The organism is Citrobacter sp. Igbk 17 (assembly GCF_028069775.1).
Classification (GTDB): Bacteria; Pseudomonadota; Gammaproteobacteria; order Enterobacterales; family Enterobacteriaceae; genus Citrobacter.
Genome location: NZ_JANEWI010000005.1, coordinates 58,008 through 80,377, shown reverse-complemented (window position 1 = coordinate 80,377; position 22,370 = coordinate 58,008). Strand labels below are relative to the sequence as shown.

24 protein-coding genes are annotated in these 22,370 nt (G+C 52.9%); 14 read left to right on the top strand and 10 right to left on the bottom strand.

The window, feature by feature from the left end:
- The first annotated feature begins 4 nt into the window (after nucleotides 1-4).
- The 8 genes from rbfA to mtr all read left to right on the top strand — a co-directional run bounded on the left by rbfA (nucleotide 5) and on the right by mtr (nucleotide 8,893).
- The gene (gene rbfA / locus NNO08_RS04755; RefSeq protein ID WP_003024988.1) at nucleotides 5-409 is read left to right on the top strand and encodes a 30S ribosome-binding factor RbfA; all 405 of its coding nucleotides are present in this window, start codon (nucleotides 5-7) and stop codon (nucleotides 407-409) included.
- The gene (gene truB, locus NNO08_RS04750; RefSeq protein WP_271449031.1) at nucleotides 409-1,353 is read left to right on the top strand and encodes a tRNA pseudouridine(55) synthase TruB; all 945 of its coding nucleotides are present in this window, start codon (nucleotides 409-411) and stop codon (nucleotides 1,351-1,353) included. The genes rbfA and truB overlap by 1 nt, the downstream gene beginning before the upstream one ends.
- A 273-nt stretch (nucleotides 1,354-1,626) precedes the next feature.
- Complete coding sequence (rpsO, locus tag NNO08_RS04745) at nucleotides 1,627-1,896, top strand: 30S ribosomal protein S15 (RefSeq protein WP_000059465.1); 270 nt, start codon at nucleotides 1,627-1,629, stop codon at nucleotides 1,894-1,896.
- Nucleotides 1,897-2,144: 248 nt separating this feature from the next.
- Nucleotides 2,145-4,277 carry a polyribonucleotide nucleotidyltransferase gene (gene pnp, locus NNO08_RS04740; RefSeq protein ID WP_271440738.1) on the top strand — a complete coding sequence of 711 codons (2,133 nt, stop codon included), beginning with the start codon at nucleotides 2,145-2,147 and terminating at the stop codon, nucleotides 4,275-4,277.
- A 109-nt stretch (nucleotides 4,278-4,386) separates the two neighbouring features.
- Nucleotides 4,387-5,271, top strand: a complete 885-nt coding sequence (nlpI, locus tag NNO08_RS04735) for a lipoprotein NlpI (RefSeq protein ID WP_003024982.1) — start codon at nucleotides 4,387-4,389, stop codon at nucleotides 5,269-5,271.
- A gap of 105 nt (nucleotides 5,272-5,376) precedes the next feature.
- Nucleotides 5,377-5,457 carry a protein YrbN gene (gene yrbN, locus NNO08_RS04730; RefSeq protein WP_010723222.1) on the top strand — a complete coding sequence of 27 codons (81 nt, stop codon included), beginning with the start codon at nucleotides 5,377-5,379 and terminating at the stop codon, nucleotides 5,455-5,457.
- Nucleotides 5,450-7,378: a DEAD/DEAH family ATP-dependent RNA helicase gene (locus NNO08_RS04725; RefSeq protein ID WP_137382414.1), complete on the top strand. Its 1,929-nt coding sequence runs from the start codon at nucleotides 5,450-5,452 to the stop codon at nucleotides 7,376-7,378. Before yrbN ends, NNO08_RS04725 begins: the two co-directional genes overlap by 8 nt.
- 270 nt (nucleotides 7,379-7,648) lie before the next feature.
- Entirely contained in the window at nucleotides 7,649-8,893 is a 1,245-nt protein-coding gene (gene mtr / locus NNO08_RS04720; RefSeq protein WP_271456278.1) for a tryptophan permease, read from the top strand.
- 89 nt (nucleotides 8,894-8,982) lie between these two features.
- Here the strand turns inward: mtr and NNO08_RS04715 are convergent, their stop codons facing one another.
- From NNO08_RS04715 to ubiU, 3 genes are all read right to left on the bottom strand, one after another.
- Nucleotides 8,983-9,990, bottom strand: coding sequence for a luciferase-like monooxygenase (locus NNO08_RS04715; RefSeq protein ID WP_271454104.1), 1,008 nt, complete (start codon nucleotides 9,988-9,990; stop codon nucleotides 8,983-8,985).
- A 180-nt stretch (nucleotides 9,991-10,170) separates the two neighbouring features.
- Complete coding sequence (locus tag NNO08_RS04710; protein WP_271454105.1) at nucleotides 10,171-11,049, bottom strand: U32 family peptidase; 879 nt, start codon at nucleotides 11,047-11,049, stop codon at nucleotides 10,171-10,173.
- Between the two features lie 8 nt (nucleotides 11,050-11,057).
- Nucleotides 11,058-12,053 carry a ubiquinone anaerobic biosynthesis protein UbiU gene (gene ubiU, locus NNO08_RS04705; protein WP_137382410.1) on the bottom strand — a complete coding sequence of 332 codons (996 nt, stop codon included), beginning with the start codon at nucleotides 12,051-12,053 and terminating at the stop codon, nucleotides 11,058-11,060.
- Nucleotides 12,054-12,271: 218 nt separating this feature from the next.
- Here ubiU and ubiT point away from each other — a divergent pair, with 218 nt between their 5' ends.
- Together ubiT and NNO08_RS04695 are read left to right on the top strand one after the other, a co-directional pair.
- Nucleotides 12,272-12,796 (top strand): ubiquinone anaerobic biosynthesis accessory factor UbiT, encoded by a 525-nt coding sequence (ubiT, locus tag NNO08_RS04700; protein WP_271440734.1) that lies wholly within the window; start codon nucleotides 12,272-12,274, stop codon nucleotides 12,794-12,796.
- Nucleotides 12,790-13,293: a GNAT family N-acetyltransferase gene (locus tag NNO08_RS04695; protein WP_137382408.1), complete on the top strand. Its 504-nt coding sequence runs from the start codon at nucleotides 12,790-12,792 to the stop codon at nucleotides 13,291-13,293. The genes ubiT and NNO08_RS04695 overlap by 7 nt, the downstream gene beginning before the upstream one ends.
- On the opposite strand, the gene NNO08_RS04690 is transcribed toward NNO08_RS04695, so the two are convergent.
- A complete protein-coding gene (locus tag NNO08_RS04690) occupies nucleotides 13,290-13,595 on the bottom strand; it encodes a GIY-YIG nuclease family protein (protein ID WP_271440733.1) in 306 nt (101 codons plus the stop codon). The two genes, NNO08_RS04695 and NNO08_RS04690, sit on opposite strands and share 4 nt — an antisense overlap.
- A gap of 37 nt (nucleotides 13,596-13,632) precedes the next feature.
- On the opposite strand from NNO08_RS04690, the gene NNO08_RS04685 reads away from it, so the two are divergent.
- Both NNO08_RS04685 and NNO08_RS04680 read left to right on the top strand, forming a co-directional pair.
- Nucleotides 13,633-14,061, top strand: coding sequence for a YhbP family protein (locus NNO08_RS04685; protein WP_271440732.1), 429 nt, complete (start codon nucleotides 13,633-13,635; stop codon nucleotides 14,059-14,061).
- A gap of 37 nt (nucleotides 14,062-14,098) precedes the next feature.
- Complete coding sequence (locus NNO08_RS04680) at nucleotides 14,099-14,734, top strand: NAD(P)H-binding protein (protein WP_271456277.1); 636 nt, start codon at nucleotides 14,099-14,101, stop codon at nucleotides 14,732-14,734.
- A gap of 93 nt (nucleotides 14,735-14,827) precedes the next feature.
- Here NNO08_RS04680 and dolP read toward each other — a convergent pair whose 3' ends face one another.
- The 4 genes from dolP to NNO08_RS04660 all read right to left on the bottom strand — a co-directional run bounded on the left by dolP (nucleotide 14,828) and on the right by NNO08_RS04660 (nucleotide 18,475).
- The gene (gene dolP / locus NNO08_RS04675; protein WP_048213381.1) at nucleotides 14,828-15,403 is read right to left on the bottom strand and encodes a division/outer membrane stress-associated lipid-binding lipoprotein; all 576 of its coding nucleotides are present in this window, start codon (nucleotides 15,401-15,403) and stop codon (nucleotides 14,828-14,830) included.
- A gap of 9 nt (nucleotides 15,404-15,412) precedes the next feature.
- A complete protein-coding gene (gene diaA / locus NNO08_RS04670) occupies nucleotides 15,413-16,003 on the bottom strand; it encodes a DnaA initiator-associating protein DiaA (protein WP_003024948.1) in 591 nt (196 codons plus the stop codon).
- Nucleotides 16,004-16,064: 61 nt separating this feature from the next.
- Nucleotides 16,065-16,466 carry a YraN family protein gene (locus NNO08_RS04665; RefSeq protein ID WP_271440730.1) on the bottom strand — a complete coding sequence of 134 codons (402 nt, stop codon included), beginning with the start codon at nucleotides 16,464-16,466 and terminating at the stop codon, nucleotides 16,065-16,067.
- Complete coding sequence (locus NNO08_RS04660) at nucleotides 16,424-18,475, bottom strand: penicillin-binding protein activator (RefSeq protein ID WP_271456276.1); 2,052 nt, start codon at nucleotides 18,473-18,475, stop codon at nucleotides 16,424-16,426. The genes NNO08_RS04665 and NNO08_RS04660 overlap by 43 nt, the downstream gene beginning before the upstream one ends.
- Before the next feature lie 62 nt (nucleotides 18,476-18,537).
- On the opposite strand from NNO08_RS04660, the gene rsmI reads away from it, so the two are divergent.
- Both rsmI and NNO08_RS04650 read left to right on the top strand, forming a co-directional pair.
- Complete coding sequence (gene rsmI / locus NNO08_RS04655) at nucleotides 18,538-19,401, top strand: 16S rRNA (cytidine(1402)-2'-O)-methyltransferase (RefSeq protein WP_202037656.1); 864 nt, start codon at nucleotides 18,538-18,540, stop codon at nucleotides 19,399-19,401.
- 2 nt (nucleotides 19,402-19,403) lie between these two features.
- Nucleotides 19,404-20,408 (top strand): Fic family protein, encoded by a 1,005-nt coding sequence (locus NNO08_RS04650; RefSeq protein WP_271456275.1) that lies wholly within the window; start codon nucleotides 19,404-19,406, stop codon nucleotides 20,406-20,408.
- Here NNO08_RS04650 and NNO08_RS04645 read toward each other — a convergent pair.
- A complete protein-coding gene (locus NNO08_RS04645) occupies nucleotides 20,405-21,178 on the bottom strand; it encodes a DeoR/GlpR family DNA-binding transcription regulator (protein ID WP_048213375.1) in 774 nt (257 codons plus the stop codon). The genes NNO08_RS04650 and NNO08_RS04645 overlap by 4 nt on opposite strands.
- A gap of 111 nt (nucleotides 21,179-21,289) precedes the next feature.
- Entirely contained in the window at nucleotides 21,290-22,333 is a 1,044-nt protein-coding gene (gene gatD, locus NNO08_RS04640) for a galactitol-1-phosphate 5-dehydrogenase (protein ID WP_271440726.1), read from the bottom strand.
- Nucleotides 22,334-22,370: the final 37 nt, after the last annotated feature.

The following is a 22,370-nucleotide window of genomic DNA, read 5'->3' as shown; positions in this document are numbered from 1 at the left end:
TATTATGGCGAAAGAATTTGGTCGCCCGCAGCGTGTCGCGCAGGAGATGCAGAAAGAAATCGCACTTATCCTGCAACGCGAAATCAAAGACCCGCGTGTTGGCATGATGACCACCGTATCGGGCGTTGAGATGTCCCGTGACCTGGCCTATGCCAAAGTATTCGTGACGTTCCTGAACGACCAGGACGAAGCGGCCGTGAAAAATGGTATTAAGGCACTGCAGGAAGCTTCTGGCTTCATCCGCTCTCTGCTGGGGAAAGCGATGCGCCTGCGTATCGTGCCTGAGCTGACCTTCTTCTACGACAACTCACTGGTCGAAGGGATGCGCATGTCCAACCTGGTGACCAGCGTGGTGAAGCATGACGATGAACGTCGTGTGAACCCAGCGGACGACAGCAAGGAGGACTGATGAGTCGTCCTCGTCGTCGTGGTCGCGACATTCATGGTGTTTTGCTGCTGGACAAACCTCAGGGCATGTCCAGCAATGACGTACTGCAAAAAGTAAAGCGCATCTACAATGCCAACCGTGCCGGTCATACTGGCGCGTTGGATCCGCTGGCGACAGGCATGCTGCCTATCTGCCTCGGTGAAGCGACTAAGTTTTCACAGTATTTGCTGGATTCCGACAAGCGTTATCGTGTGATTGCCCGCCTGGGTCAGCGTACGGATACCTCTGATGCTGATGGACAAATCGTGCAGGAACGTCCGGTGACCTTTACGGAGGAACAGCTTGCGAGCGCGCTGGAAACTTTCCGCGGGGATATCGAGCAAATTCCATCGATGTACTCGGCGCTGAAATATCAGGGCAAGAAGCTGTACGAATATGCTCGTCAAGGCATCGAGGTGCCGCGTGAAGCGCGCCCAATTACCGTTTATGAACTGCTGTTTATTCGCCACGAAGGGAATGAACTGGAGCTGGAAGTTCACTGCTCCAAAGGCACCTATATTCGTACTATTATTGACGATCTGGGTGAGAAGCTGGGATGCGGTGCACACGTAACGTATCTGCGCCGTCTGACGGTCAGCAAATACCCGGTTGACCGTATGGTCACGCTGGAACATTTGCGTGAGCTGGTAGAACAAGCTGAACAACAGAACATTCCGTCAGCGCAGTTGCTTGATCCATTGCTGATGCCAATGGACAGTCCTGCATCGGATTATCCAGTGGTTAATCTGCCTTTAACATCGTCGGTTTACTTTAAAAATGGTAATCCGGTTCGTACGACAGGCACTCCACTGGAAGGGCTGGTGCGTGTGACAGAAGGCGATGACAGTAAATTTATCGGCATGGGGGAAATGGATGACGAAGGTCGGGTTGCCCCCCGTCGACTGGTGGTTGAATATCCTGCATAGCGCTCTCTGTCTTGCGATAAGAAGGCGCTGCGAGTAGAATACTGCCGCTTAACGTCGCGTTAATTATTTAACAGTTCGCGCGGCGTGTACACAATATCATTCGAGCTGCATCAAGGCGGCAAGTCTGGGAATCCTCAGGGGCTTACTCAAGTAGGTGACTGAAGTGAGCGGACGCAGCCAACGCAGAGTCAGTTTGAAAGATAAAGTGTATACACTGGGATTGCTGAATTAGAGATCGGCATCCTTTCATTCTTAATACTTTGGAGTTTTAAAATGTCTCTAAGTACTGAAGCTACAGCTAAAATCGTTTCTGAGTTCGGTCGTGATGCAAACGACACCGGTTCTACCGATGTTCAGGTTGCTCTGTTGACTGCACAGATTAACCACCTGCAGGGCCACTTTGCAGAGCACAAAAAAGATCACCACAGCCGTCGTGGTCTGCTGCGCATGGTTTCTCAGCGTCGTAAACTGCTCGACTACCTGAAACGTAAAGATGTTGCACGCTACACCGCGCTGATCGAGCGTCTGGGTCTGCGTCGCTAATTCTTTCGAGTTTCAGAAAGAGGGGGCCTTCATGGCCCCTTTTTTCCAGCAGATGGCAGCAATTCGCTGGAAACTAATGTATTGTTGCTATGAATGATCTTCCGTTGCAGAGGTTCGCGCGGCTAATGAGAGGCTTTACCCAATACGCATGGGTTAGGGTTGTCATTAGTCGCGAGGATGCGCAGAAGATCGGGTATTAACGATGGCACATAAATGTGCCGTCAAAAAAATAGAGAAAGGATATTATTTTGCTTAATCCGATCGTTCGTAAATTCCAGTACGGTCAGCATACCGTTACGCTGGAAACCGGCATGATGGCGCGTCAGGCGACTGCCGCTGTTATGGTTAGCATGGATGACACTGCGGTATTCGTTACCGTTGTTGGCCAGAAAAAAGCGAAACCAGGCCAGGACTTTTTCCCGCTGACCGTTAACTATCAGGAGCGTACCTACGCTGCTGGTCGTATCCCAGGTAGCTTCTTCCGCCGTGAAGGCCGTCCAAGCGAAGGCGAAACCCTGATCGCGCGTCTGATTGACCGCCCGGTTCGTCCGCTGTTCCCGGAAGGCTTCGTTAACGAAGTTCAGGTTATCGCAACCGTCGTTTCCGTTAACCCACAGGTTAACCCGGATATCGTGGCGATGATTGGTGCATCCGCTGCGCTGTCTCTGTCTGGTATTCCGTTCAACGGCCCGATTGGTGCTGCGCGTGTTGGTTATATCAATGACCAGTATGTACTGAACCCGACTCAGGACGAGCTGAAAGAAAGTAAACTGGATCTGGTTGTTGCCGGTACCGAAGCTGCCGTACTGATGGTTGAATCTGAAGCTGAACTGCTGAGTGAAGACCAGATGCTGGGTGCTGTGGTATTCGGTCACGAACAGCAGCAGGTTGTTATCCAGGCCATCAACGAGCTGGCTAAAGAAGCGGGCAAACCACGTTGGGACTGGCAGCCAGAAGCGGTTAACGAAGCGCTGAACGCGCGCGTTGCTGCACTGGCAGAAGCGCGCCTGAGCGATGCTTACCGTATCACTGACAAACAAGAGCGTTATGCTCAGGTTGACGTGATCAAATCTGAAACCATCGCGCAGCTTACTGCAGAAGATGAAACCCTGGACGCTAACGAGCTGGGTGAAATCCTGCACGCTATCGAGAAAAACGTTGTTCGTAGCCGCGTACTGGCCGGCGAGCCGCGTATCGATGGCCGCGAAAAAGACATGATCCGTGGTCTGGACGTGCGTACTGGCGTGCTGCCGCGTACTCACGGTTCCGCACTGTTCACCCGTGGTGAAACTCAGGCGCTGGTTACCGCAACGCTGGGTACTACCCGTGATGCGCAGAACCTCGACGAACTGATGGGCGAGCGTACCGACAACTTCCTGTTCCACTACAACTTCCCTCCGTACTGTGTTGGTGAAACCGGTATGGTCGGTTCTCCGAAGCGTCGTGAAATTGGTCACGGCCGTCTGGCGAAGCGTGGCGTACTGGCAGTGATGCCGGAACTGGATAAATTCCCGTACACCGTTCGTGTCGTTTCTGAAATTACTGAATCTAACGGTTCTTCTTCCATGGCTTCCGTATGTGGTGCTTCCCTGGCGCTGATGGACGCAGGCGTGCCGATCAAAGCAGCCGTTGCGGGTATCGCGATGGGCCTGGTGAAGGAAGGCGACAACTTTGTTGTTCTGTCTGACATCCTGGGCGACGAAGACCACCTCGGCGATATGGACTTCAAAGTGGCGGGTTCCCGCGACGGTATCTCTGCACTGCAGATGGATATCAAAATTGAAGGTATCACCAAAGAGATCATGCAGGTCGCTTTGAACCAGGCTAAAGGTGCACGTCTGCACATCCTGGGTGTGATGGAACAGGCGATCAACGCGCCGCGCGGCGATATCTCTGAATTTGCTCCGCGTATCCATACCATTAAGATCAGCCCGGACAAGATCAAAGACGTTATCGGTAAAGGCGGTTCTGTTATCCGTGCCCTGACCGAAGAAACCGGCACCACCATTGAAATCGAAGATGATGGTACTGTGAAGATTGCTGCGACTGACGGCGAGAAAGCGAAATACGCTATTCGTCGCATCGAAGAAATCACCGCTGAAATCGAAGTAGGTCGTATCTACAACGGTAAAGTGACCCGTATCGTTGACTTTGGCGCATTCGTTGCCATCGGTGGCGGTAAAGAAGGTCTGGTGCACATCTCTCAGATCGCTGACAAGCGCGTTGAGAAAGTGACTGATTACCTGCAGATGGGCCAGGAAGTACCGGTCAAAGTTCTGGAAGTTGATCGCCAGGGCCGTGTACGTCTGAGCATTAAAGAAGCAACTGAGCAGTCTCAGCCTGCAGGCGAACCGGAAGCTCCGGCAAGCCAGGGCGAGTAAGGTTGCCATTGCCCTCCGTGAGAGCGGAGGGCCTTTAACCCGGCAGGATGCCTTGTTAGCAACCGGGGAACCTGGACGTTCATTCAATCGTTGTCTTCGGGAGTGGGAAATGAAGCCTTTTTTGCGCTGGTGTTTCGTTGCGACAGCACTCACGCTGGCTGGATGCAGTAATTCCGCCTGGCGTAAGAGTGAAGTCCTCGCAGTACCACTGCAACCGACTTTGCAGCAGGAAGTGATTCTGGCACGTATGGAACAAATTCTTGCCAGTCGGGCTTTAACCGATGACGAACGCGCACAGCTTTTATATGAGCGCGGAGTGTTGTATGATAGTCTCGGTCTGAGGGCACTGGCGCGAAATGATTTTTCACAAGCGCTGGCTATCCGACCAGATATGCCTGAAGTATTCAATTACTTAGGTATATATTTAACGCAGGCAGGCAATTTTGATGCTGCCTATGAAGCGTTTGATTCTGTACTTGAGCTTGATCCAACTTACAACTACGCGCACTTGAATCGCGGTATCGCATTGTATTACGGCGGTCGTGACAAGTTAGCGCAAGATGATCTGCTGGCGTTTTATCAAGACGATCCCAATGATCCTTTCCGCAGTCTGTGGCTTTATCTCGCCGAGCAGAAGCTCGATGAGAAGCAGGCTAAAGAAGCGTTAAAGCAACGTTTCGAAAAATCGGATAAAGAGCAATGGGGATGGAACATTGTCGAGTTCTACCTGGGCAACATTAGCGAAGCAACGCTGATGGAACGCCTGAAGGCGGACGCAACGGATAACACCTCGCTCGCTGAGCATCTCAGTGAAACCAACTTCTATTTAGGTAAGTACTACCTAAGTCTGGGGGATTTGGACAACGCTACGGCATTGTTCAAACTGGCGGTGGCTAACAACGTTCATAACTTTGTTGAGCACCGATACGCATTGTTGGAATTATCGCTCCTGGGCCAGGACCAAGATGACCTGGCAGAATCGGACCAGCAATAGCTGACGTACACATCAGCCCGTAATCTTTTTGATTGCCATCACCTTCACGGGTGAGGGCGTTGTTGTTCGTTAATACACCTACTTTGAGCCGGTTCACACTTTTCAATGAAAATTGCAGATCAATTTCATGATGAGTTATGTAGACTGGCCGCCATTAATTTTGAGGCACACGTACTACATGGCTGAATTCGAAACCACTTTTGCAGATCTGGGCCTGAAGGCTCCTATCCTTGAAGCCCTTAACGATCTGGGTTACGAAAAACCATCTCCAATCCAGGCAGAGTGCATTCCGCATCTGCTGGGCGGTCGCGATGTTCTGGGTATGGCCCAGACAGGTAGCGGCAAAACTGCAGCGTTCTCCTTACCGCTGCTCAACAATCTTGATCCTGAGCTGAAGGCACCTCAGATTCTGGTGCTGGCACCGACCCGCGAACTGGCGGTTCAGGTTGCAGAAGCCATGACGGATTTCTCTAAACACATGCGCGGCGTGAACGTGGTTGCCCTGTACGGCGGCCAGCGTTATGACGTGCAATTACGTGCCCTGCGTCAGGGACCACAGATCGTCGTCGGTACGCCGGGCCGTCTGCTGGATCACCTGAAGCGCGGTACTCTGGACCTCTCCAAACTGAGCGGTCTGGTACTGGACGAAGCTGATGAAATGCTGCGTATGGGCTTCATCGAAGACGTCGAAACGATTATGGCGCAGATCCCGGAAGGTCATCAGACTGCTCTGTTCTCTGCTACCATGCCGGAAGCGATTCGTCGTATTACCCGCCGCTTTATGAAAGAGCCGCAGGAAGTCCGTATTCAGTCCAGCGTTACTACACGTCCTGACATCAGCCAGAGCTACTGGACTGTATGGGGCATGCGTAAAAATGAAGCGCTGGTGCGTTTCCTGGAAGCAGAAGACTTTGATGCGGCGATTATCTTCGTTCGTACCAAAAATGCGACCCTGGAAGTGGCAGAAGCGCTGGAGCGTAGCGGTTATAGCAGCGCTGCACTGAACGGCGACATGAACCAGTCCCTGCGTGAGCAGACTCTGGAGCGTCTGAAAGATGGTCGTCTGGATATTCTGATTGCAACCGACGTTGCGGCCCGTGGCCTGGACGTTGAGCGTATCAGCCTGGTTGTTAACTACGACATCCCGATGGACTCTGAGTCTTACGTTCACCGTATCGGTCGTACCGGTCGTGCGGGTCGTGCTGGCCGTGCGCTGCTGTTCGTTGAGAACCGCGAGCGTCGTCTGCTGCGTAACATCGAACGCACCATGAAGCTGACCATTCCGGAAGTCGAGCTGCCGAATGCAGACCTGCTGGGCAAACGCCGTCTGGAAAAATTCGCCGCGAAAGTACAGCAGCAGCTGGAAAGCAGCGATCTGGATCAGTACCGCGCTCTGCTGGCGAAAATGCAGCCGGAAGAAGAGCTGGATATCGAAACACTGGCCGCAGCACTGCTGAAAATGGCTCAGGGCGAACGTCCGCTGATCCTGCCGCCAGATGCGCCGATGCGTCCGAAACGCGAATTCCGCGACCGTGATGACCGTGGTCCGCGCGACCGCAACGATCGTGGCCCGCGTGACCGCAATGACCGTGGTGGTGAAGACCGTCCGCGTCGTGAACGTCGTGACGTTGGCGATATGCAGCTGTATCGTATTGAAGTGGGTCGTGATGACGGTGTTGAAGTTCGTCATATCGTTGGCGCGATTGCTAACGAAGGTGATATCAGCAGCCGTTATATCGGTAACATCAAGCTGTTTGCTTCCCACTCCACCATCGAACTGCCGAAAGGTATGCCGGGTGACGTGCTGCAACACTTTACTCGTACCCGCATCCTGAACAAGCCGATGAACATGCAGCTGGTTGGCGATGCAGTACCGCACACCGGTGGTGAGCGTCGTGGCGGTGGTCGTTTCAGCGGTGAGCGTCGTGAAGGCGGTCGTGGTGAAGGTCGTGGCTTTAGCGGCGAACGTCGTGAAGGCGGTCGTGGCGATGGTCGTCGTTTCAGCGGCGAACGTCGTGAAGGCAACCGTGGCCCGCGTCGTGATGATTCTTCTGCTCCGCGCCGTGATGACTCCGCTGGTCGTCGTCGTTTCGGCGGTGACGCATAAGCTTCTTAGCTTATACTCTAAATAATTCGAGTTGCAGGAAGGCGGCAAGAGAGTGAGTTCCCAGGAGCATAGAAAACTATGTGACTGGGGTGAATGAACGTAGCCAACGTACATGCAACTTGAAGTATGACGAGTATAAAAGCGTAAAGTAATATATACAGCCCTGATCGAAATGATTGGGGTTTTTTTTATTTCATTTGTACTCGTGTACTGGTACAGTGCAGCGCATTGAGATGTAGTCACAATACAAATGACTGGAGAGATGGCTGAATGGCAACACTAACCACCACCCAAACATCACCTTCGCTGCTTGGCGGCGTGGTGATCATCGGCGGCACCATTATTGGCGCGGGGATGTTTTCTCTGCCTGTGGTCATGTCCGGGGCGTGGTTCTTCTGGTCAATGGCGGCACTGATCTTCACCTGGTTCTGCATGCTGCACTCCGGGCTGATGATCCTCGAAGCTAACCTCAATTACCGCATTGGCTCGAGCTTCGATACCATCACCAAAGATCTGCTGGGTAAAGGCTGGAACGTTGTGAACGGCATCTCGATCGCCTTCGTTCTCTATATCCTGACCTACGCGTATATCTCGGCGAGTGGTTCGATTCTGCACCACACTTTCTCTGAGATGTCGCTGAACGTTCCGGCGCGTGCGGCAGGTTTTGGCTTTGCTCTGCTGGTAGCATTTGTGGTGTGGTTAAGCACCAAAGCGGTCAGTCGCATGACGGCGATTGTGCTGGGTGCGAAGGTGATTACCTTTTTCCTGACTTTCGGTAGCCTGTTAGGGCACGTCACGCCGACCACGTTGTTTAACGTGGCAGAGAGCAATGCTTCATATACGCCGTATCTGTTGATGACGCTGCCGTTTTGTCTGGCGTCGTTCGGCTACCACGGTAACGTCCCGAGCCTGATGAAGTACTACGGTAAAGATCCGAAGACCATCGTTAAGTGCCTGGTCTACGGTACGCTGCTGGCGCTGGTGCTGTATACCGTATGGTTGTTGGGGACGATGGGCAATATCCCACGCCCAGAGTTTATCGGTATTGCACAGCAGGGCGGTAATATTGATGTGCTGGTCCAGGCGTTGAGCGGCGTGCTGAACAGCCGTAGTTTGGATCTGCTGTTGGTGGTGTTCTCCAACTTTGCCGTGGCGAGTTCGTTCCTCGGAGTGACGCTGGGTCTGTTCGACTATCTGGCAGATCTGTTCAAATTTGATGACTCTGGTATAGGACGTTTTAAAACCGCGCTGCTGACCTTCCTGCCGCCGATTGTCAGTGGCCTGCTGTGGCCGAACGGTTTCCTGTACGCCATTGGTTATGCAGGACTCGCAGCAACCATCTGGGCCGCAATTGTCCCGGCGTTGCTGGCACGTAAATCCCGTGAGCGTTTCGGTAGCCCGAAATTCCGTGTCTGGGGCGGCAAGCCGATGATTGCGCTGATTCTGGTATTCGGTATCGGCAACGCAGTTATCCACATTCTGTCGAGCTTTAATCTGTTGCCTGTGTACCAGTAATGTTGTTGTGCCGGATGGCGGCTGCGCCTTATCCGGCCTACTTATCCCGTAGGCCCGGTAAGCGAAGCGCCACCGGGCAAAACAACGCACTACCCCAACAATTCCTGCTTCACATCCATCGCCAAATCAAACGAATGCAGCCGTGCCTGATGATCAAAGATCTGGCCGTTAACCATAATTTCATCGGCCTGGGTTTCACGCAAAATCGCGTCGAGACCGTGCCGCACTTTCGCTTTATCACCGACCAGCGACATACTCAGCGCCTGCTGAACGCCGTACTGTTCAGAAGCAGACCACAGTTGATGCATATTCTCTACCGGCGGCGGTAACTGGCCGGTTTCGCCCCGGCGCAGTTTCACAAATGCCTGCTGCATTGAGGTGAAAAGAAACTCTGCATCGCGGTTACTGTCAGCGGCAATGATATTGATACACACCATTGCATACGGTTTTTCCAGGCGTGCTGAAGGCTTGAACTGTGTCCGGTACAAGTGCAGTGCCTGATGCAGCATATCTGGTGCGAAATGCGAGGCGAAAGCAAATGGCAGGCCAAGCTGTGCTGCCAGCTGTGCGCTGTACAGGCTGGAACCTAATAACCAAACCGGGATTTGCTCGCCGTAGCCTGGAACCGGGCGAACGTGAGGATTAGGATCGCGGGCGTCAAACCAGTCCACCAGTTCTGCTACATCACGTGGGAAGTTGTCGACATCGCCGCTCATATGGCGACGCAAGGCGCGCATTGTGGGTTGATCGCTCCCTGGCGCGCGGCCAAGCCCGAGATCAATCCGCCCCGGATACAGTGTGTTTAGCGTGCCGAATTGCTCAGCGATCACCAGCGGCGAATGGTTGGGTAGCATCACGCCGCCAGAACCCAGATGTAGCGTGGTGGTATGGGCAGCCAGATAGCCAATCAGTACTGACGTTGCGGCGCTGGCGATACCGGTCATGTTGTGATGTTCTGCCAGCCAGTAGCGGCGGTAGCCGCGTTTTTCAGCAAGCTGTGCGAGTTCGAGCGAATGGGAGAAGGCTTCTCGCGCGGAGGAACCCTGAGGGATCGGCGCCAGATCCAGCACCGAGAACGGAATAGTTTTGTTAGTCATAACGGCTCACTTTGTTACCGGTTAATCTTTTAATACTGCATTAAAGATTAGTGAATGTTGTTAACAAAGTGAGCTTTATACGGATCGCGCCGAACATAAAATGCCCGATGGCGCTGCGCTTATCGGGCCTACGGGAGCACTATTTTGTAGGCCGGATAAGGCACTTTTGCCGCCATCCGGCTAGGCCTGCAGCTCCAGACCTGCCAGTCGCTTCCAGTAACCGTTGCAGTCGCTGTGGGCGGCAAGTGGTAGTGGGGCGTTGCCGTTTTCATTCGCGCGGAAAGCATCAAGCACCGCGATTGTTTCCGTCCCCAACGGTGATAGACGAACAATATCAACCAGCCCCTGCATTGATGTTAGCTCGTTGCCGAGATTGTAGACATAGCCGCTCATGGTCTGGATCCCATTGAGGACAAATACCTGCTGATTTTCCTGCGACAGAACATCACGCCCGTTGGGGTATTTGATGCAGCAGGTTTCACATTCGTCTTTTGGCCGATCTTCGGAACGCGCGGTAAAGCAGCGGGCTGAGTACGCCAGCGGCAGATGCCCGTAGCTGAGGACTTCGGTTTCAAACTGATTGCGAATACCCAGTTCCTCGCACTGATTGAGCAGATTTACCAACCAGTCACGGGACAGTTCAACAGGCATACACCAGCGCACCATGCCCTGTTTAAGCAGCATACGCAGCGTGACCGCGTTGTAGCAGTTGAGCGCATGTCCTGCGACAAACGGTAGTTTGCGCTCGGCGCACATGTTAACCACACCGAGGTCGCTGGCTTCCACCAGGAAGTCGCCGTTTTCCACATAGCGCTTCAGTTCTCCCAGTTCAGAGGAGGCCTGCACCAGCGCCAGTGTAGATAGCACCACCTGTTTGCCGCTGCCGGCGAGTGATTTCGCCATATCTATCCAGTCACCCACTTTAGTAGCACGGCGCTTGCTGCACACGGCTTCACCCAGATAGATAACGTCGGCCTGGCTGGTTGCGGCCTGCTGATAAAAATCTTCCAGCGTCTCTTTCGGCCAGTAGTAAAGCACGGGCCCTAAGGAATATTTCATTGCTTTTCTCACTGCCATTTACGGTGATACGCACCAAGCGTGGTCTGCGTGCCTTCGGACATGGAGCCCAGTGTTTCCATCCATTCAGGCTGTGGAACGAAGTTCTGCGGGGAGGCTTTGCAGCGGTCGATCGCCTGACGCCATACTTTTGCGACCTGGCTGACATAGGCCGGGCTACGTTGACGGCCCTCTATTTTGACCGACGCAATATTGGCGGCCAGTAAGTCGGGCAGCAGCTCCAGTGTGTTCAGACTGGTTGGCTCTTCCAGTGCATGGTAGCGTTCACCATCGACCAGATAGCGGCCTTTACACAGCGTTGGGTAACCTGCGTTTTCGCCGTCCTGATAGCGGTCGATCAGTACTTCGTTTAAGCGTGACTCCAGTCCCTGCGGGGTCTGCTGCCAGCGCACAAAGCGAGCAGGGGAGCAGGCGCCCACGGTGTTTGGCGATTCCCCTGTCAGATAAGAAGATAAGTAACAACGACCTTCCGCCATAATGCACAGACTACCGAAGGCAAATACCTCTAACGGAACTGGGGTGACGCGGGCTAATTGCTTCACCTGATGAATCGACAGCACACGTGGCAGTACGACCCGCGCAACGTCAAAGTTGCGATGGTAGAAATTAATTGCCTCTTCGTTAGTCGCAGATGCCTGAACGGAGACATGGCGCTCAATATGGGGATAGCGCTCTGCGGCATACTCAAGCATGGCGAGATCGGCGAGGATCAGGGCATCCGCACCCAGTTGTGCCGCCATATCCACGGCACGTTGCCAGCGTACATACCCATCCGGATGGGCAAAAGTGTTAATCGCAATGTGCAGCTTACGGCGATGTTGATGAACGAAACTCACCGCTTCCTGCAATTTTTTCTCGGTAAAATTAAGGCCGGCGAAATGACGGGCGTTGGTATCATCTTTCAGCCCGATGTAGACAGCATCAGCGCCGTTCTCGATGGCCGCCTTAAGCGCCGGGAGATTTCCGGCAGGGCAGAGCAGCTCCATAATTTATCCTGAAAGTTGCGCCTGAGGACGCAAAAATGTTAACGAAGAGGGATTTTAGTTAACCTTGCTGAGACAATTTTTGATTTGAGGCAGTTAAAGTCGTATTGGTGACACCAATAAAGAGGTAACAATTTCGCATCGAATTGTTGATTTATGCCGCTATGTCGTTTATTTGATATGGCAAAATAGCAGGACTATTGAAACAGGGAGTAAAGCTCGTGTTGGATAAACTGCGTTCACGCTTAGTACATTTAGGTCCTTCTCTGATGAGTGTACCGGTTAAACTGACGCCCTTTGCGCTGAAGCGCCAGGTTCTGGAACAGGTCCTGAGCTGGCAGTTTAGTCAGGCGCTGGCCGATGGGGAGCTGGAGTTTCTCAACGGCCGCTGGCTGAGCATTCATGTGCGCGATATTGGTCTCAGATGGTATACCTCAGTAGAGAACGACAAGCTTATCGTCAGTGAGAGCGCAGATGCTGATGTGAGTTTTAGCGCCGATGCCAGCGATCTCCTGATGATCGTGGCGCGTAAGCAGGATCCAGATACGCTTTTCTTCCAGCGTCGCCTGGTGATCGAAGGCGATACAGAATTAGGGCTGTATGTTAAAAATCTGATGGACGCCATCGAACTGGAGCAGATGCCGAAAGCGTTACGTGTCATGCTGCTGCAGTTGGCGGATTTTGTTGAGGCGGGTATGAAAACGTCGCCAGAAACCAAACAGACCTCGGTAGGTGAAGCATGCTGATTCGAGTTGAAATTCCCATTGATGCCCCAGGCATTGATGCGCTGCTGCGTCGTTCATTTGAAAGCGATGCGGAAGCGAAGTTAGTGCACGACCTGCGCGAAGACGGTTTCTTAACGCTGGGTCTGGTTGCTACCGATGATGAAGGTCAGGTAGTGGGCTACGTCGCATTCAGCCCTGTTGATGTGCAGGGTGAAGATCTGCAGTGGGTCGGCATGGCACCGTTAGCGGTAGATGAAAATTACCGTGGGCAAGGCCTGGCGCGTCAGTTGGTTTATGAAGGGCTGGATTCTCTTAACGAGTTTGGCTACGCCGCGGTGGTCACCCTGGGCGATCCGGCATTGTACAGTCGCTTGGGCTTCGAACTGGCGGCCCATCACGACCTGCGTTGCCGCTGGCCGGGTACAGAAAGTGCATTCCAGGTGCATCGCCTGGCGGAAGATGCGCTGGAGGGCGTATCTGGCCTGGTGGAATATCACGACCATTTCAATCGCTTTTAAGTGTCGGGGGTTTGCAGACTGCTCAGCAGAGTCTCAAACCCTTCACCTTCCACAAGGCGCTCTTTCTGGCGTTTTGTAAGCTGCTTGACCCGATACTCTATGCGCAGGGCCAGCGAGCGATCGCCGACTTGCGCCGCAAATGCCAGAGTGAGCTCTCCCTTCCCGCGTAGCGCTTTCGCACCTTTTCCGCTCTGATGCTGCTGATAGCGGCGTTGTACATCGGTGGTTATTCCGGTGTACAGAGCATTGTCTGCGGTACGGATCAGATACAGATACCAGGGTGTCATTGTTACCATCGACATGATAATTTTCAGTCCTACAGTATAAAAGAGAACAGAAATGGAAACACTGACTGCGGTGACTCGTTGGTTGGCAAAGCAGCACGTTGTGACCTGGTGTGTACACCATGACGGTGAATTGTGGTGCGCCAATGCGTTTTATCTGTTTGATGCGCAAAAGGTTGCGTTCTATGTGCTCACCGAAGAGAAGACCCGCCATGCACAGATGTCTGGCCCGCGTGCGTGCGTCGCCGGAACGGTAAACGGTCAGCCTAAAACGGTCGCGTTGATTCGCGGCGTTCAGTTTAAAGGGGAAATCCGCCGCCTGGAGGGAGAAGAGAGCGAAGCTGCGCGTAAAGCGTATAACCATCGTTTCCCTGTCGCCAGGATGCTGTCAGCGCCCGTGTGGGAGATTCGGCTGGATGAAATCAAGTTCACTGACAATACGCTGGGCTTTGGCAAGAAGATGCTCTGGCTGCGTGATCTATAGTTAGAAGATCGATTGAGGATGCGGGGATGGAAAAGCAATGAGCCAGGTGTTAATAACAGGTGCCACAGGGCTGGTGGGCGGAAATTTGCTGCGGATGTTGCTGAATGAACCCCGAATCCACGCTATCACCGCACCGACACGACGACCATTGGCAGATACGGTCGGGGTCTATAATCCTCACGATCCACAGTTAAGCGATGCGCTGGCGCAAGTTACTGACCCGGTCGATATTGTGTTTTGCTGCCTGGGTACGACCCAACGTGAAGCGGGTAGCAAAGAGGCGTTTATCCACGCGGATTATACGCTGGTGGTGGACACCGCTCTGACGGGCCGCCGGCTTGGTGCCCAGCATATGCTGGTGGTGAGTTCGATGGGAGCCAATGCACATTCGCCATTTTTTTATAACCGGGTGAAAGGGGAAATGGAGCAGGCGCTGATCGCTCAGAAATGGCCACGGCTAACGATTGTCCGGCCTTCGATGTTGCTGGGGGAACGGGAGAAGCAACGCGCAAATGAAATGTTTTTGGCACCGTTGTTCCGGTTGCTGCCAGGAAACTGGAAATCGATTAAGGCACGTGATGTCGCGCAAGCCATGCTGATGGAGGCGCTGGCACCTGAACATGAAGGGGTTTCGATCCTGACCTCTTCCGAGCTACGCGAAAGGGCGAAATAACATGCCGGATGTCGGCTGAGCTTATCCGACCTACAAACGATTACGTCCTGTAGGCCGGATAAGACGCCTATGCGTCGCTATCCGGCATCTGTATTACTTAATAAAGGTAAAGGCGGTAGTGACGCGTTTCACGCCGCTTACCCGGCTGGCGATATCCGCCGCAGCCTTCGCTTCGCGTTCAGTGACCAGGCCCAGCAGGAATACTTCCCCATTTTCGGTCGTCACTTTCACGTTGGAGGATTTCACCTGATCGCTGGTCAGGAGCTGAGAGCGCACTTTGGTGGTGATCCAGGTATCGTTGGACGCATCGCCCAGGCCGATAGGTTGGCCCTGACGGATCTCATTAAAGACCTCCGTTGTGCCCTCTACACCCATCGCAATTTGTTTTGCTCGTGCAGAAAGTTCGCTATTCGGCGACTGGCCGACCAGCAGGACTTTACCCTGATATGCGCTCACGTTGATGCGTGCTTCTTTCTTTATCTGGGCATCTTTCGACAACGCCGTATTGACGCGTAATTCCAGGGTCCCATCATCTACCTGGGTGCCGACACTGCGAGGATCCGTTGCTGCTTTCGTCCCGACAGCTGCTGTTCCGACAACGGCGGCAGCGACACAGCCTTGCAACAGCAACGCTGAGAGAACGACGGCGAGCGGCGAAAATGCCTTCATGTGTACTCCTTAATCATCCTGGTGAGGGAAAAGCGTGTTATCAATGAGATCGCAAAGGCAATTGACCGTCAGCATATGCATTTCCTGAACGCGGGCGCTGTGGTGTGAAGGGATGCGGATTTCAACGTCCTGTGGCCCCAACAATCCGGCCAGTTCCCCTCCGTCATAACCGGTCAACGCAACGATCGTCATGTCGCGCGTAACGGCTGCTTCAACGGCTTTTACGATATCGCGGCTATTACCACGCGTAGAAATTGCCAACAGAACATCACCTGCATGTCCCAGCGCACGGACTTGTTTTGCATAAACTTCGTCGTGCAGGCGATCGTTGGCAATCGCAGTTAAGACCACATTATCAGTATTTAGTGCAATCGCAGGTAAACTGGGTCGCTCTGTTTCAAAACGGTTGATCATGCTGGCAGCAAAATGCTGTGCGTTGGCAGCGGATGTCCCATTACCACAACAGAGAATTTTGTTGCCATTGAGCAGGGACTGAACCAGCGTCATGGCTGCACGGGAGATCGCATCCGGGAGTGCTTCAGCCGCAGCTATCTGAGTTTGAATGCTTTCTGTAAAGCAGACTTTGATTCTGTCTAACACGCTAATCCTTAAGTACCAGGCACGTCAGGTTATTTTATTTGCCTGATGGGCAGGTTCTGATTCAACTATATGAGCGGTCGTTGAACGCGTTCTTAAACCACTCAACATCATTTCCGGTGAAGGCTAACACATCGAACCGGCAATCCACAGTATCAAAACTCCCATTGTGGCGCGCAAGCCACAAGCGGGCGGTCTGTAATAATTTGTGTTGTTTGCTCCGGGTCACACTCGCCGCCGCGCCACCAAATTGGGCGGAGCGCCGGTAGCGGACCTCGACAAAGACGGTGGTCCTGCCTTCACGCATTATCAGGTCGATTTCGCCGCCACGTTCACGTACGTTGGCGGCGAGAAAACGCAGTCCTTTGCTTTCCAGCCAGTGACGCGCAGTCGTTTCCCACGAATCACCGGTCTGTTTGCTCGTTAACTGGCGGGGACGACCTGTCCTTGCTGGTATTTGAGCCATGATAACTTCCTGTTAATCACGCAATCCTGCGTTGCGGTCAACGCGCCGGTGTTGCCGTTAATTTCGAAGCCCTGCACCTGACGCATTTGCGAGAAATGATTAGCGAGCGACCAGGCATCAACACCCATTGCATACATGCGCGCAAGCGAGTAGTCATTGCGTACTGCACTCAGCGCTTGCTGCATGAGCGGCTCGTTGCCGCCCGCCAGCATGGGAATTTCGCTGTACTGCAGACCTTCCATCTCCAGACGGAAATCAGGACCAGCGGTACCCTGCGCGCTGCGGGAGCTGGCGTACAGCGTCGCACCGCTCTGGCTGCCGTTACGCATGGCGATCATCGGTTTAATAAACGCAATTTCTTCCGGCGTTGCCAGAATATACACGGCATCAACACGACCGCTGCCGCCAGTGATTTGGGCATCGGTAGGTGCTGCCGGTATCGTCAGACCGCCAATCGTCACGCCAGGTTGCGCAGGTACAGAGGATGCTACCGGGCTACCCGTCAGGGAAATCCCCGACCCGCCGTTGACACCCATTTTAAGCTCAGCGGTCGACCCGAACTTCTGCTGCAGCACTGTACCACCACCCAGTTTTTGCCATTCCTGCGCAAAGGCATTGGCAACACGATCGCCTAACGCGCTACGCGGGATTAACAGCAGTGGTGCTTGCTTGCCTTGTTCACGGATGTGGCGTGCGGCATCGCGCGCTTCATCTTCTGGTGATAGTGCGAAGTAGCAAACATTCGCCAGATTCTTCACCGACTCTGGCTGGTTTAGCGCCAGTACGTTGAGCGGTGTATTGCTTTTCATCAGCTCTTCGACATTGTTCTTCAACAGCGGGCCGACAACGATGCTGGCGCCATCCTGCTGTACCTGAGCCAGGATCTGATTCAGCGGCTGTGATGACGTGTCGTAGATTTTCAGCTCTGCGGACGGATTCGCCGGCGCGCTGGCCGTCGTTGCCGGTTGTACTGGCGCAGTCTGAGGCACTGCGGCCGCTGGCTGTACTGGCGTATCGTTGGTCAGATCGCTGACAGAAGCCTGAGCGGGACTGGCGACGCCGTTAGTCGTCTGTGGTTGTGCCGTTGTTGCATCAGCACCAGTGTTAGCTGCAGGTGCGGCGGCAACAGGTGCAGAGACCGGTTGAGTACCCATATTTTTTGCCGCTTCAAAGCCCTGCTGAATGGTTCGCCCAAAAACAGCGGCCTGGCCATTCAGAGGCAGTAGCAGTGCGATTTTGCTGGTGGAGGCGGGCTTAAAGCTCTGGACGTTGACGAGCTGCGTAGGCAACAGTTTCGCCCCAGGATTTTGCGGGTAACGTTTTTGCCAGTCGGCAATACCCGCTTTCATCATGTTTGGATCGTTACGGTTATCGAACCAGACGCGCTGGAGATCCAGCCAGCCTTGTAGAACGTTTTCATCAGCGTTGATGACCAGCGTTTGCGCTTGTTCTGGCGTCATTGACGACAGGGCCTGCCAGGTTGCATCAATATTTTTCTGCTTATCGTTGGCGGTCAACAGCGGTTCCTGCGCGATCAGCGCGCGTAGCAGCGTGAGCGACGGGCGTCCCTGGTTGGCGTCAATTTGCGCCTGCCAGTAACGTGCTTGCTGGTTTTGCGAGAAATCGGCTGGTTTTAACTGGCCCAGTAGAGCCTGTGCGCCAGCGATATCTTTCTGCGCAAGTTTGATTTCGACAGCCAGCAGCGACTGTTCAAGACGCTGGGTATCGTTCAGTTGCTGCGGCAACTGGTTGAACAACTCGACCGCCTGCTGGCTCTTGCCTTCTTTCAGCAGTGCACGAATGGCGAGTAATTGCCAGTTGGTCTTGCTATCATCTGAGCTTTGCTGCATTTGCTGCAGATAAAAGCCGGAATCAGCCTGTGCTGTGCCCTGCATATGGGCAGCACTCTGGTCTGGCGCCTGGGTGCCACAGCCTGCGAAAATCAATGCTGCCAGAATGACAGGCAGCGCGCGTGCAGCTTTCAAACGAGAAAATGTTGAGGGTACCATACTGTATCCAGTGATATTTTTTACGCAATGCTCAATATTAAATCGGCAATACGGACGACACAATGAAACAACACGAATCGGCGGATAATTCTCAAGGCCAACTCTTTATTGTACCTACTCCTATCGGAAATTTGGCTGATATTACCCAACGAGCGCTCGAAGTTTTACAAGCCGTTGATTTAATTGCCGCTGAAGATACCCGCCATACAGGATTGTTGTTGCAACACTTCGCGATAAACGCCCGTTTGTTTGCGTTGCATGACCATAATGAGCAGCAAAAAGCCGAAACGCTGGTATTGAAACTGAAAGAAGGGCAAAACATTGCGCTGGTTTCCGATGCCGGAACACCGTTGATTAACGATCCTGGTTATCACCTGGTGCGCACCTGTCGCGAAGCGGGGATCCGCGTGGTACCTCTGCCAGGCCCTTGTGCGGCGATTGCCGCGTTGAGTGCTGCAGGTTTGCCATCAGATCGTTTTTGCTATGAGGGTTTCCTGCCAGCCAAATCTAAAGGGCGTCGTGATGCGATGAAAGCCATCGAAGCAGAACCACGTACGCTTATTTTTTATGAATCCACTCACCGCTTGCTGGACAGCCTGGAAGATATGGTAGCGGTCTGGGGCGAATCTCGTTATGTCGTGCTGGCGCGTGAACTGACCAAAACCTGGGAAACCATTCATGGTGCGCCAGTAGGTGAGTTGCTGGCGTGGGTCAAAGAAGACGAAAATCGCCGTAAAGGTGAAATGGTGTTGATTGTCGAAGGGCATAAAGCACAAGAAGACGACCTTCCGGCTGATGCGCTGCGTACGCTGGCCTTATTGCAGGCAGAATTGCCGCTGAAAAAGGCTGCTGCGCTGGCCGCAGAAATCCACGGCGTGAAAAAGAATGCGCTGTATAAGTATGCGCTGGACCAGCAGGGAGAGTAAAAGTGGGTGGATATCAGCCTCCATTCGTTGTCACTCCATTGATACTCAATCAGGTGATTGAGATCGGTGAGCTTATGGGGCATTGGGCGGCGATGGTGGGTAGAACATCTCCTCTTTTACGCAAAGAGAATCGCATTCGTACAATCCAGGCTTCTTTGGCGATTGAACATAATTCGTTGACGACAGAGCAGGTCACCGCTCTGATGGAAGGTAAGCGAATTCTGGCGCCAGCTAAAGATATACAGGAAGTCAGAAATGCCATTCTGGCCTATGAAAAAATGTCGGAGTGGAAAAGTGAACGGTTATCCGATCTCCTTCAGGCCCATCAGGTCCTGATGTTAGGACTGGTCGACAATCCTGGCCAATTGCGTTCTGGGAATGTCGGTGTCTACAGGGAAAAACATCTTATCCATATGGCCCCTCCTGCCTCACAAGTTCCGCGCTTGGTTAATGACTTGTTGGGTTGGTTAAAAACGACAGAACATCACCCTCTTATTGCTGGGGCTGTTTTCCACTATGAATTTGAATTTATTCATCCTTTTTCTGATGGTAATGGGCGAATGGGGCGGTTGTGGCAAACATTAATTCTGCGGGAGTGGCGCGCCGAATTGGCTTGGCTGCCGGTAGAAACGCTGATCCATTACCAGCAGGATCGGTATTATCAGGTATTAGGGCAATGCGATCGGCAAAGTAGTTGTACGCCATTCATAGAATTTATTTTGGGAAATATCATCTCTGCTTTGAAAGAGGGATTAGGGCAAGCACCGACGATGTCGGAAGAAATGTCGGAAGAAATGTCGGAAGAAATGTCGCCTGATTTACTGGATATAGAAAAACGTATTCTACAAATCTTGTCGAATCAGCCGGGCAGATCTGCCAAAAGTATCGCTGATGAGTGTGAAATCTCATCCCGTACCGTTGAGCGATATCTGAAAGCGTTGCAGCAAAAAGGAAAGTTGCAACGCGTTGGCGCGAAGAAAGGCGGGATGTGGCGGGTAAAAAACTAAACGATCAGTAACTCAACGCCTGTTTTAGCGAGCGCTGATTTGTCCTGCTTGCTGATGCTATCGTCGGTTATCACGCAATTAATCTTCTCCATCGGCAATACCTGATTAAAGCCACGGCGATTGAACTTTGTCGCGTCCAGCACAGCGATGACCTTATGCGCAGCAGCTGCCATGACGCTGCTAATGGAGTAGCCTTCGTTAAATGTCGTAATACCATTTGTGGCATCAATCCCATCGGCACCAACGAACATCAGGTCAGCACTGATCCCTTGTAGAGAACGCTCTGCTATGGTGCCATGCATCGAATGGGTTTTATGGCGTACTGTTCCACCGCAGACGACCAGCGTAATGTCTTTGTTTTCCGACAACGTGAATGCGGCGGGTAGGCTATTGGTAATAACGGTGATATTACTTTTTCGGTTTAACGCCTCCGCGATAAGCAAGGTGGTGCTTCCACTATCCAGAATGACGGTCATACCTTCTTCGACCATTGCGGTTGCGGCTTGGGCGATCCTTTTTTTCGGATCGCTGGCAAGTTGATACCGCTCTTCCAATATCACTTCCTGATTGTCGCCTTCAGCCAGGTGGCTTCCCGGTTTTGCCGCTCCGCCGTGAAAACGGGTGACAAGACCTTTCTCCTCTAATAACCGCAGGTCAGCGCGAATGGTCACTTCAGAAATACCAAAGGTATTCGAAAGGTCCATTACCAGTACGCTGCCTTGCGTATTAATCAGGTCGACAATTTTGTTCCTTCTCTCAAATGAGTTCATATTGATTTACCTGATAATTTAACTATCACTAGTTTAATCGAAGGATTGCGAAAGGTGAACGCTAAATTTCGAAAGGAAATGTGAGCCAGCGCAGGTTGCTGGCTCGTGAGGTCAGGCAAATTTGAGCAGAATTTTTCCCTGCATCGGTGCGCCATTGAGTGATGTTACCGCTTTGGCAAAACTGTCCGCGTCGCCGCTATGGGCAATTAACGGCTCCAGTTGCAAACGTTTTTCGGTCAGCAAGCGTGCAGCGGTTTCCCACTCCTCTCCTGGCCATGGGCTGGAGTAGTTCATCCAACTGCCGAGAATCGTTAATTCCTTACGCAGTATTTGGCCAAATACACTGGAAGTCAGCGTCAGGTCCTGGTGCAATGTACCCACTAACGCCACCTGTGCGCGAGGGCCTGCAATTTCTACAGACAGGGCTACGGTTTGTGGTGTTCCTGCTGTCTCCAGTACCAACTGATCGAACTGCATATCTGCCAGTGCGGAATAGATTTCCGCCGCACTCATCTCCCGGCTATTAAATACGTGAGTGGCTCCCAACTCTTTCGCTAACGTCAATTTTTGTGGGTTGATATCAATTGCCGTGACACTTTTTGCACCGAGTTCGCGGGCACATTGCATCGCCAGCAAACCGATAGTCCCTGCGCCAACGATAATCACGTTTTTACCTTCGCAGCCCTGAGCCAGGTGGAAGGCATGCAAACCGACGGTAATGGGTTCGATGAATGCCCCGTCATCAATCGGCATATCTGATGGCAGTCGGAACAGATTGGCGCGTTTTACGACCACATATTCCGCATTGCCCCCTTCGCTACGCGAACCGACAAACTGATATTGCTTACATAACGAAAAGTAACCACGTTCACACTGAGGGCAGTGGAAGCAGGGGAGTAGCGGCACACAGGCAACGGCGTCGCCAGGTTGCATATCAGTCACACCGGTGCCGTAGGATTCAACATAACCGCTAAATTCATGACCCAGCGTTATTGGGTAGTAATGCGCACCATGAGAAAAAATACGCGGAATATCAGAACCGCAAAGCCCTGAACTAACCACCCTGACCAATACATCGTTATCGGCTTGCAGTTGGGGCATGGGACGTTCTTCAACGCGTACGTCTCCCTCAGCGTGAATAACCACTGATTTCATAAGAGTCTCCAGAAATGTGAAGGGGAGCAAATGCTCC

Coding starts and splice junctions, on each gene's coding strand:
- NNO08_RS04680 (WP_271456277.1), top strand. CDS start 14,099: ATGAGCCAGGTGTTAATAACAGGTGCCACAGGGCTGGTGGGCGGAAAT.
- NNO08_RS04725 (WP_137382414.1), top strand. CDS start 5,450: ATGGCTGAATTCGAAACCACTTTTGCAGATCTGGGCCTGAAGGCTCCT.
- rpsO (WP_000059465.1), top strand. CDS start 1,627: ATGTCTCTAAGTACTGAAGCTACAGCTAAAATCGTTTCTGAGTTCGGT.
- rsmI (WP_202037656.1), top strand. CDS start 18,538: ATGAAACAACACGAATCGGCGGATAATTCTCAAGGCCAACTCTTTATT.
- truB (WP_271449031.1), top strand. CDS start 409: ATGAGTCGTCCTCGTCGTCGTGGTCGCGACATTCATGGTGTTTTGCTG.
- NNO08_RS04645 (WP_048213375.1), bottom strand. CDS start 21,178: ATGAACTCATTTGAGAGAAGGAACAAAATTGTCGACCTGATTAATACG.
- mtr (WP_271456278.1), top strand. CDS start 7,649: ATGGCAACACTAACCACCACCCAAACATCACCTTCGCTGCTTGGCGGC.
- nlpI (WP_003024982.1), top strand. CDS start 4,387: ATGAAGCCTTTTTTGCGCTGGTGTTTCGTTGCGACAGCACTCACGCTG.
- rbfA (WP_003024988.1), top strand. CDS start 5: ATGGCGAAAGAATTTGGTCGCCCGCAGCGTGTCGCGCAGGAGATGCAG.
- NNO08_RS04690 (WP_271440733.1), bottom strand. CDS start 13,595: ATGTCGATGGTAACAATGACACCCTGGTATCTGTATCTGATCCGTACC.
- NNO08_RS04695 (WP_137382408.1), top strand. CDS start 12,790: ATGCTGATTCGAGTTGAAATTCCCATTGATGCCCCAGGCATTGATGCG.
- dolP (WP_048213381.1), bottom strand. CDS start 15,403: ATGAAGGCATTTTCGCCGCTCGCCGTCGTTCTCTCAGCGTTGCTGTTG.
- yrbN (WP_010723222.1), top strand. CDS start 5,377: ATGAAAATTGCAGATCAATTTCATGATGAGTTATGTAGACTGGCCGCC.
- NNO08_RS04710 (WP_271454105.1), bottom strand. CDS start 11,049: ATGAAATATTCCTTAGGGCCCGTGCTTTACTACTGGCCGAAAGAGACG.
- NNO08_RS04660 (WP_271456276.1), bottom strand. CDS start 18,475: ATGGTACCCTCAACATTTTCTCGTTTGAAAGCTGCACGCGCGCTGCCT.
- gatD (WP_271440726.1), bottom strand. CDS start 22,333: ATGAAATCAGTGGTTATTCACGCTGAGGGAGACGTACGCGTTGAAGAA.
- NNO08_RS04665 (WP_271440730.1), bottom strand. CDS start 16,466: ATGGCTCAAATACCAGCAAGGACAGGTCGTCCCCGCCAGTTAACGAGC.
- ubiU (WP_137382410.1), bottom strand. CDS start 12,053: ATGGAGCTGCTCTGCCCTGCCGGAAATCTCCCGGCGCTTAAGGCGGCC.
- NNO08_RS04685 (WP_271440732.1), top strand. CDS start 13,633: ATGGAAACACTGACTGCGGTGACTCGTTGGTTGGCAAAGCAGCACGTT.
- NNO08_RS04715 (WP_271454104.1), bottom strand. CDS start 9,990: ATGACTAACAAAACTATTCCGTTCTCGGTGCTGGATCTGGCGCCGATC.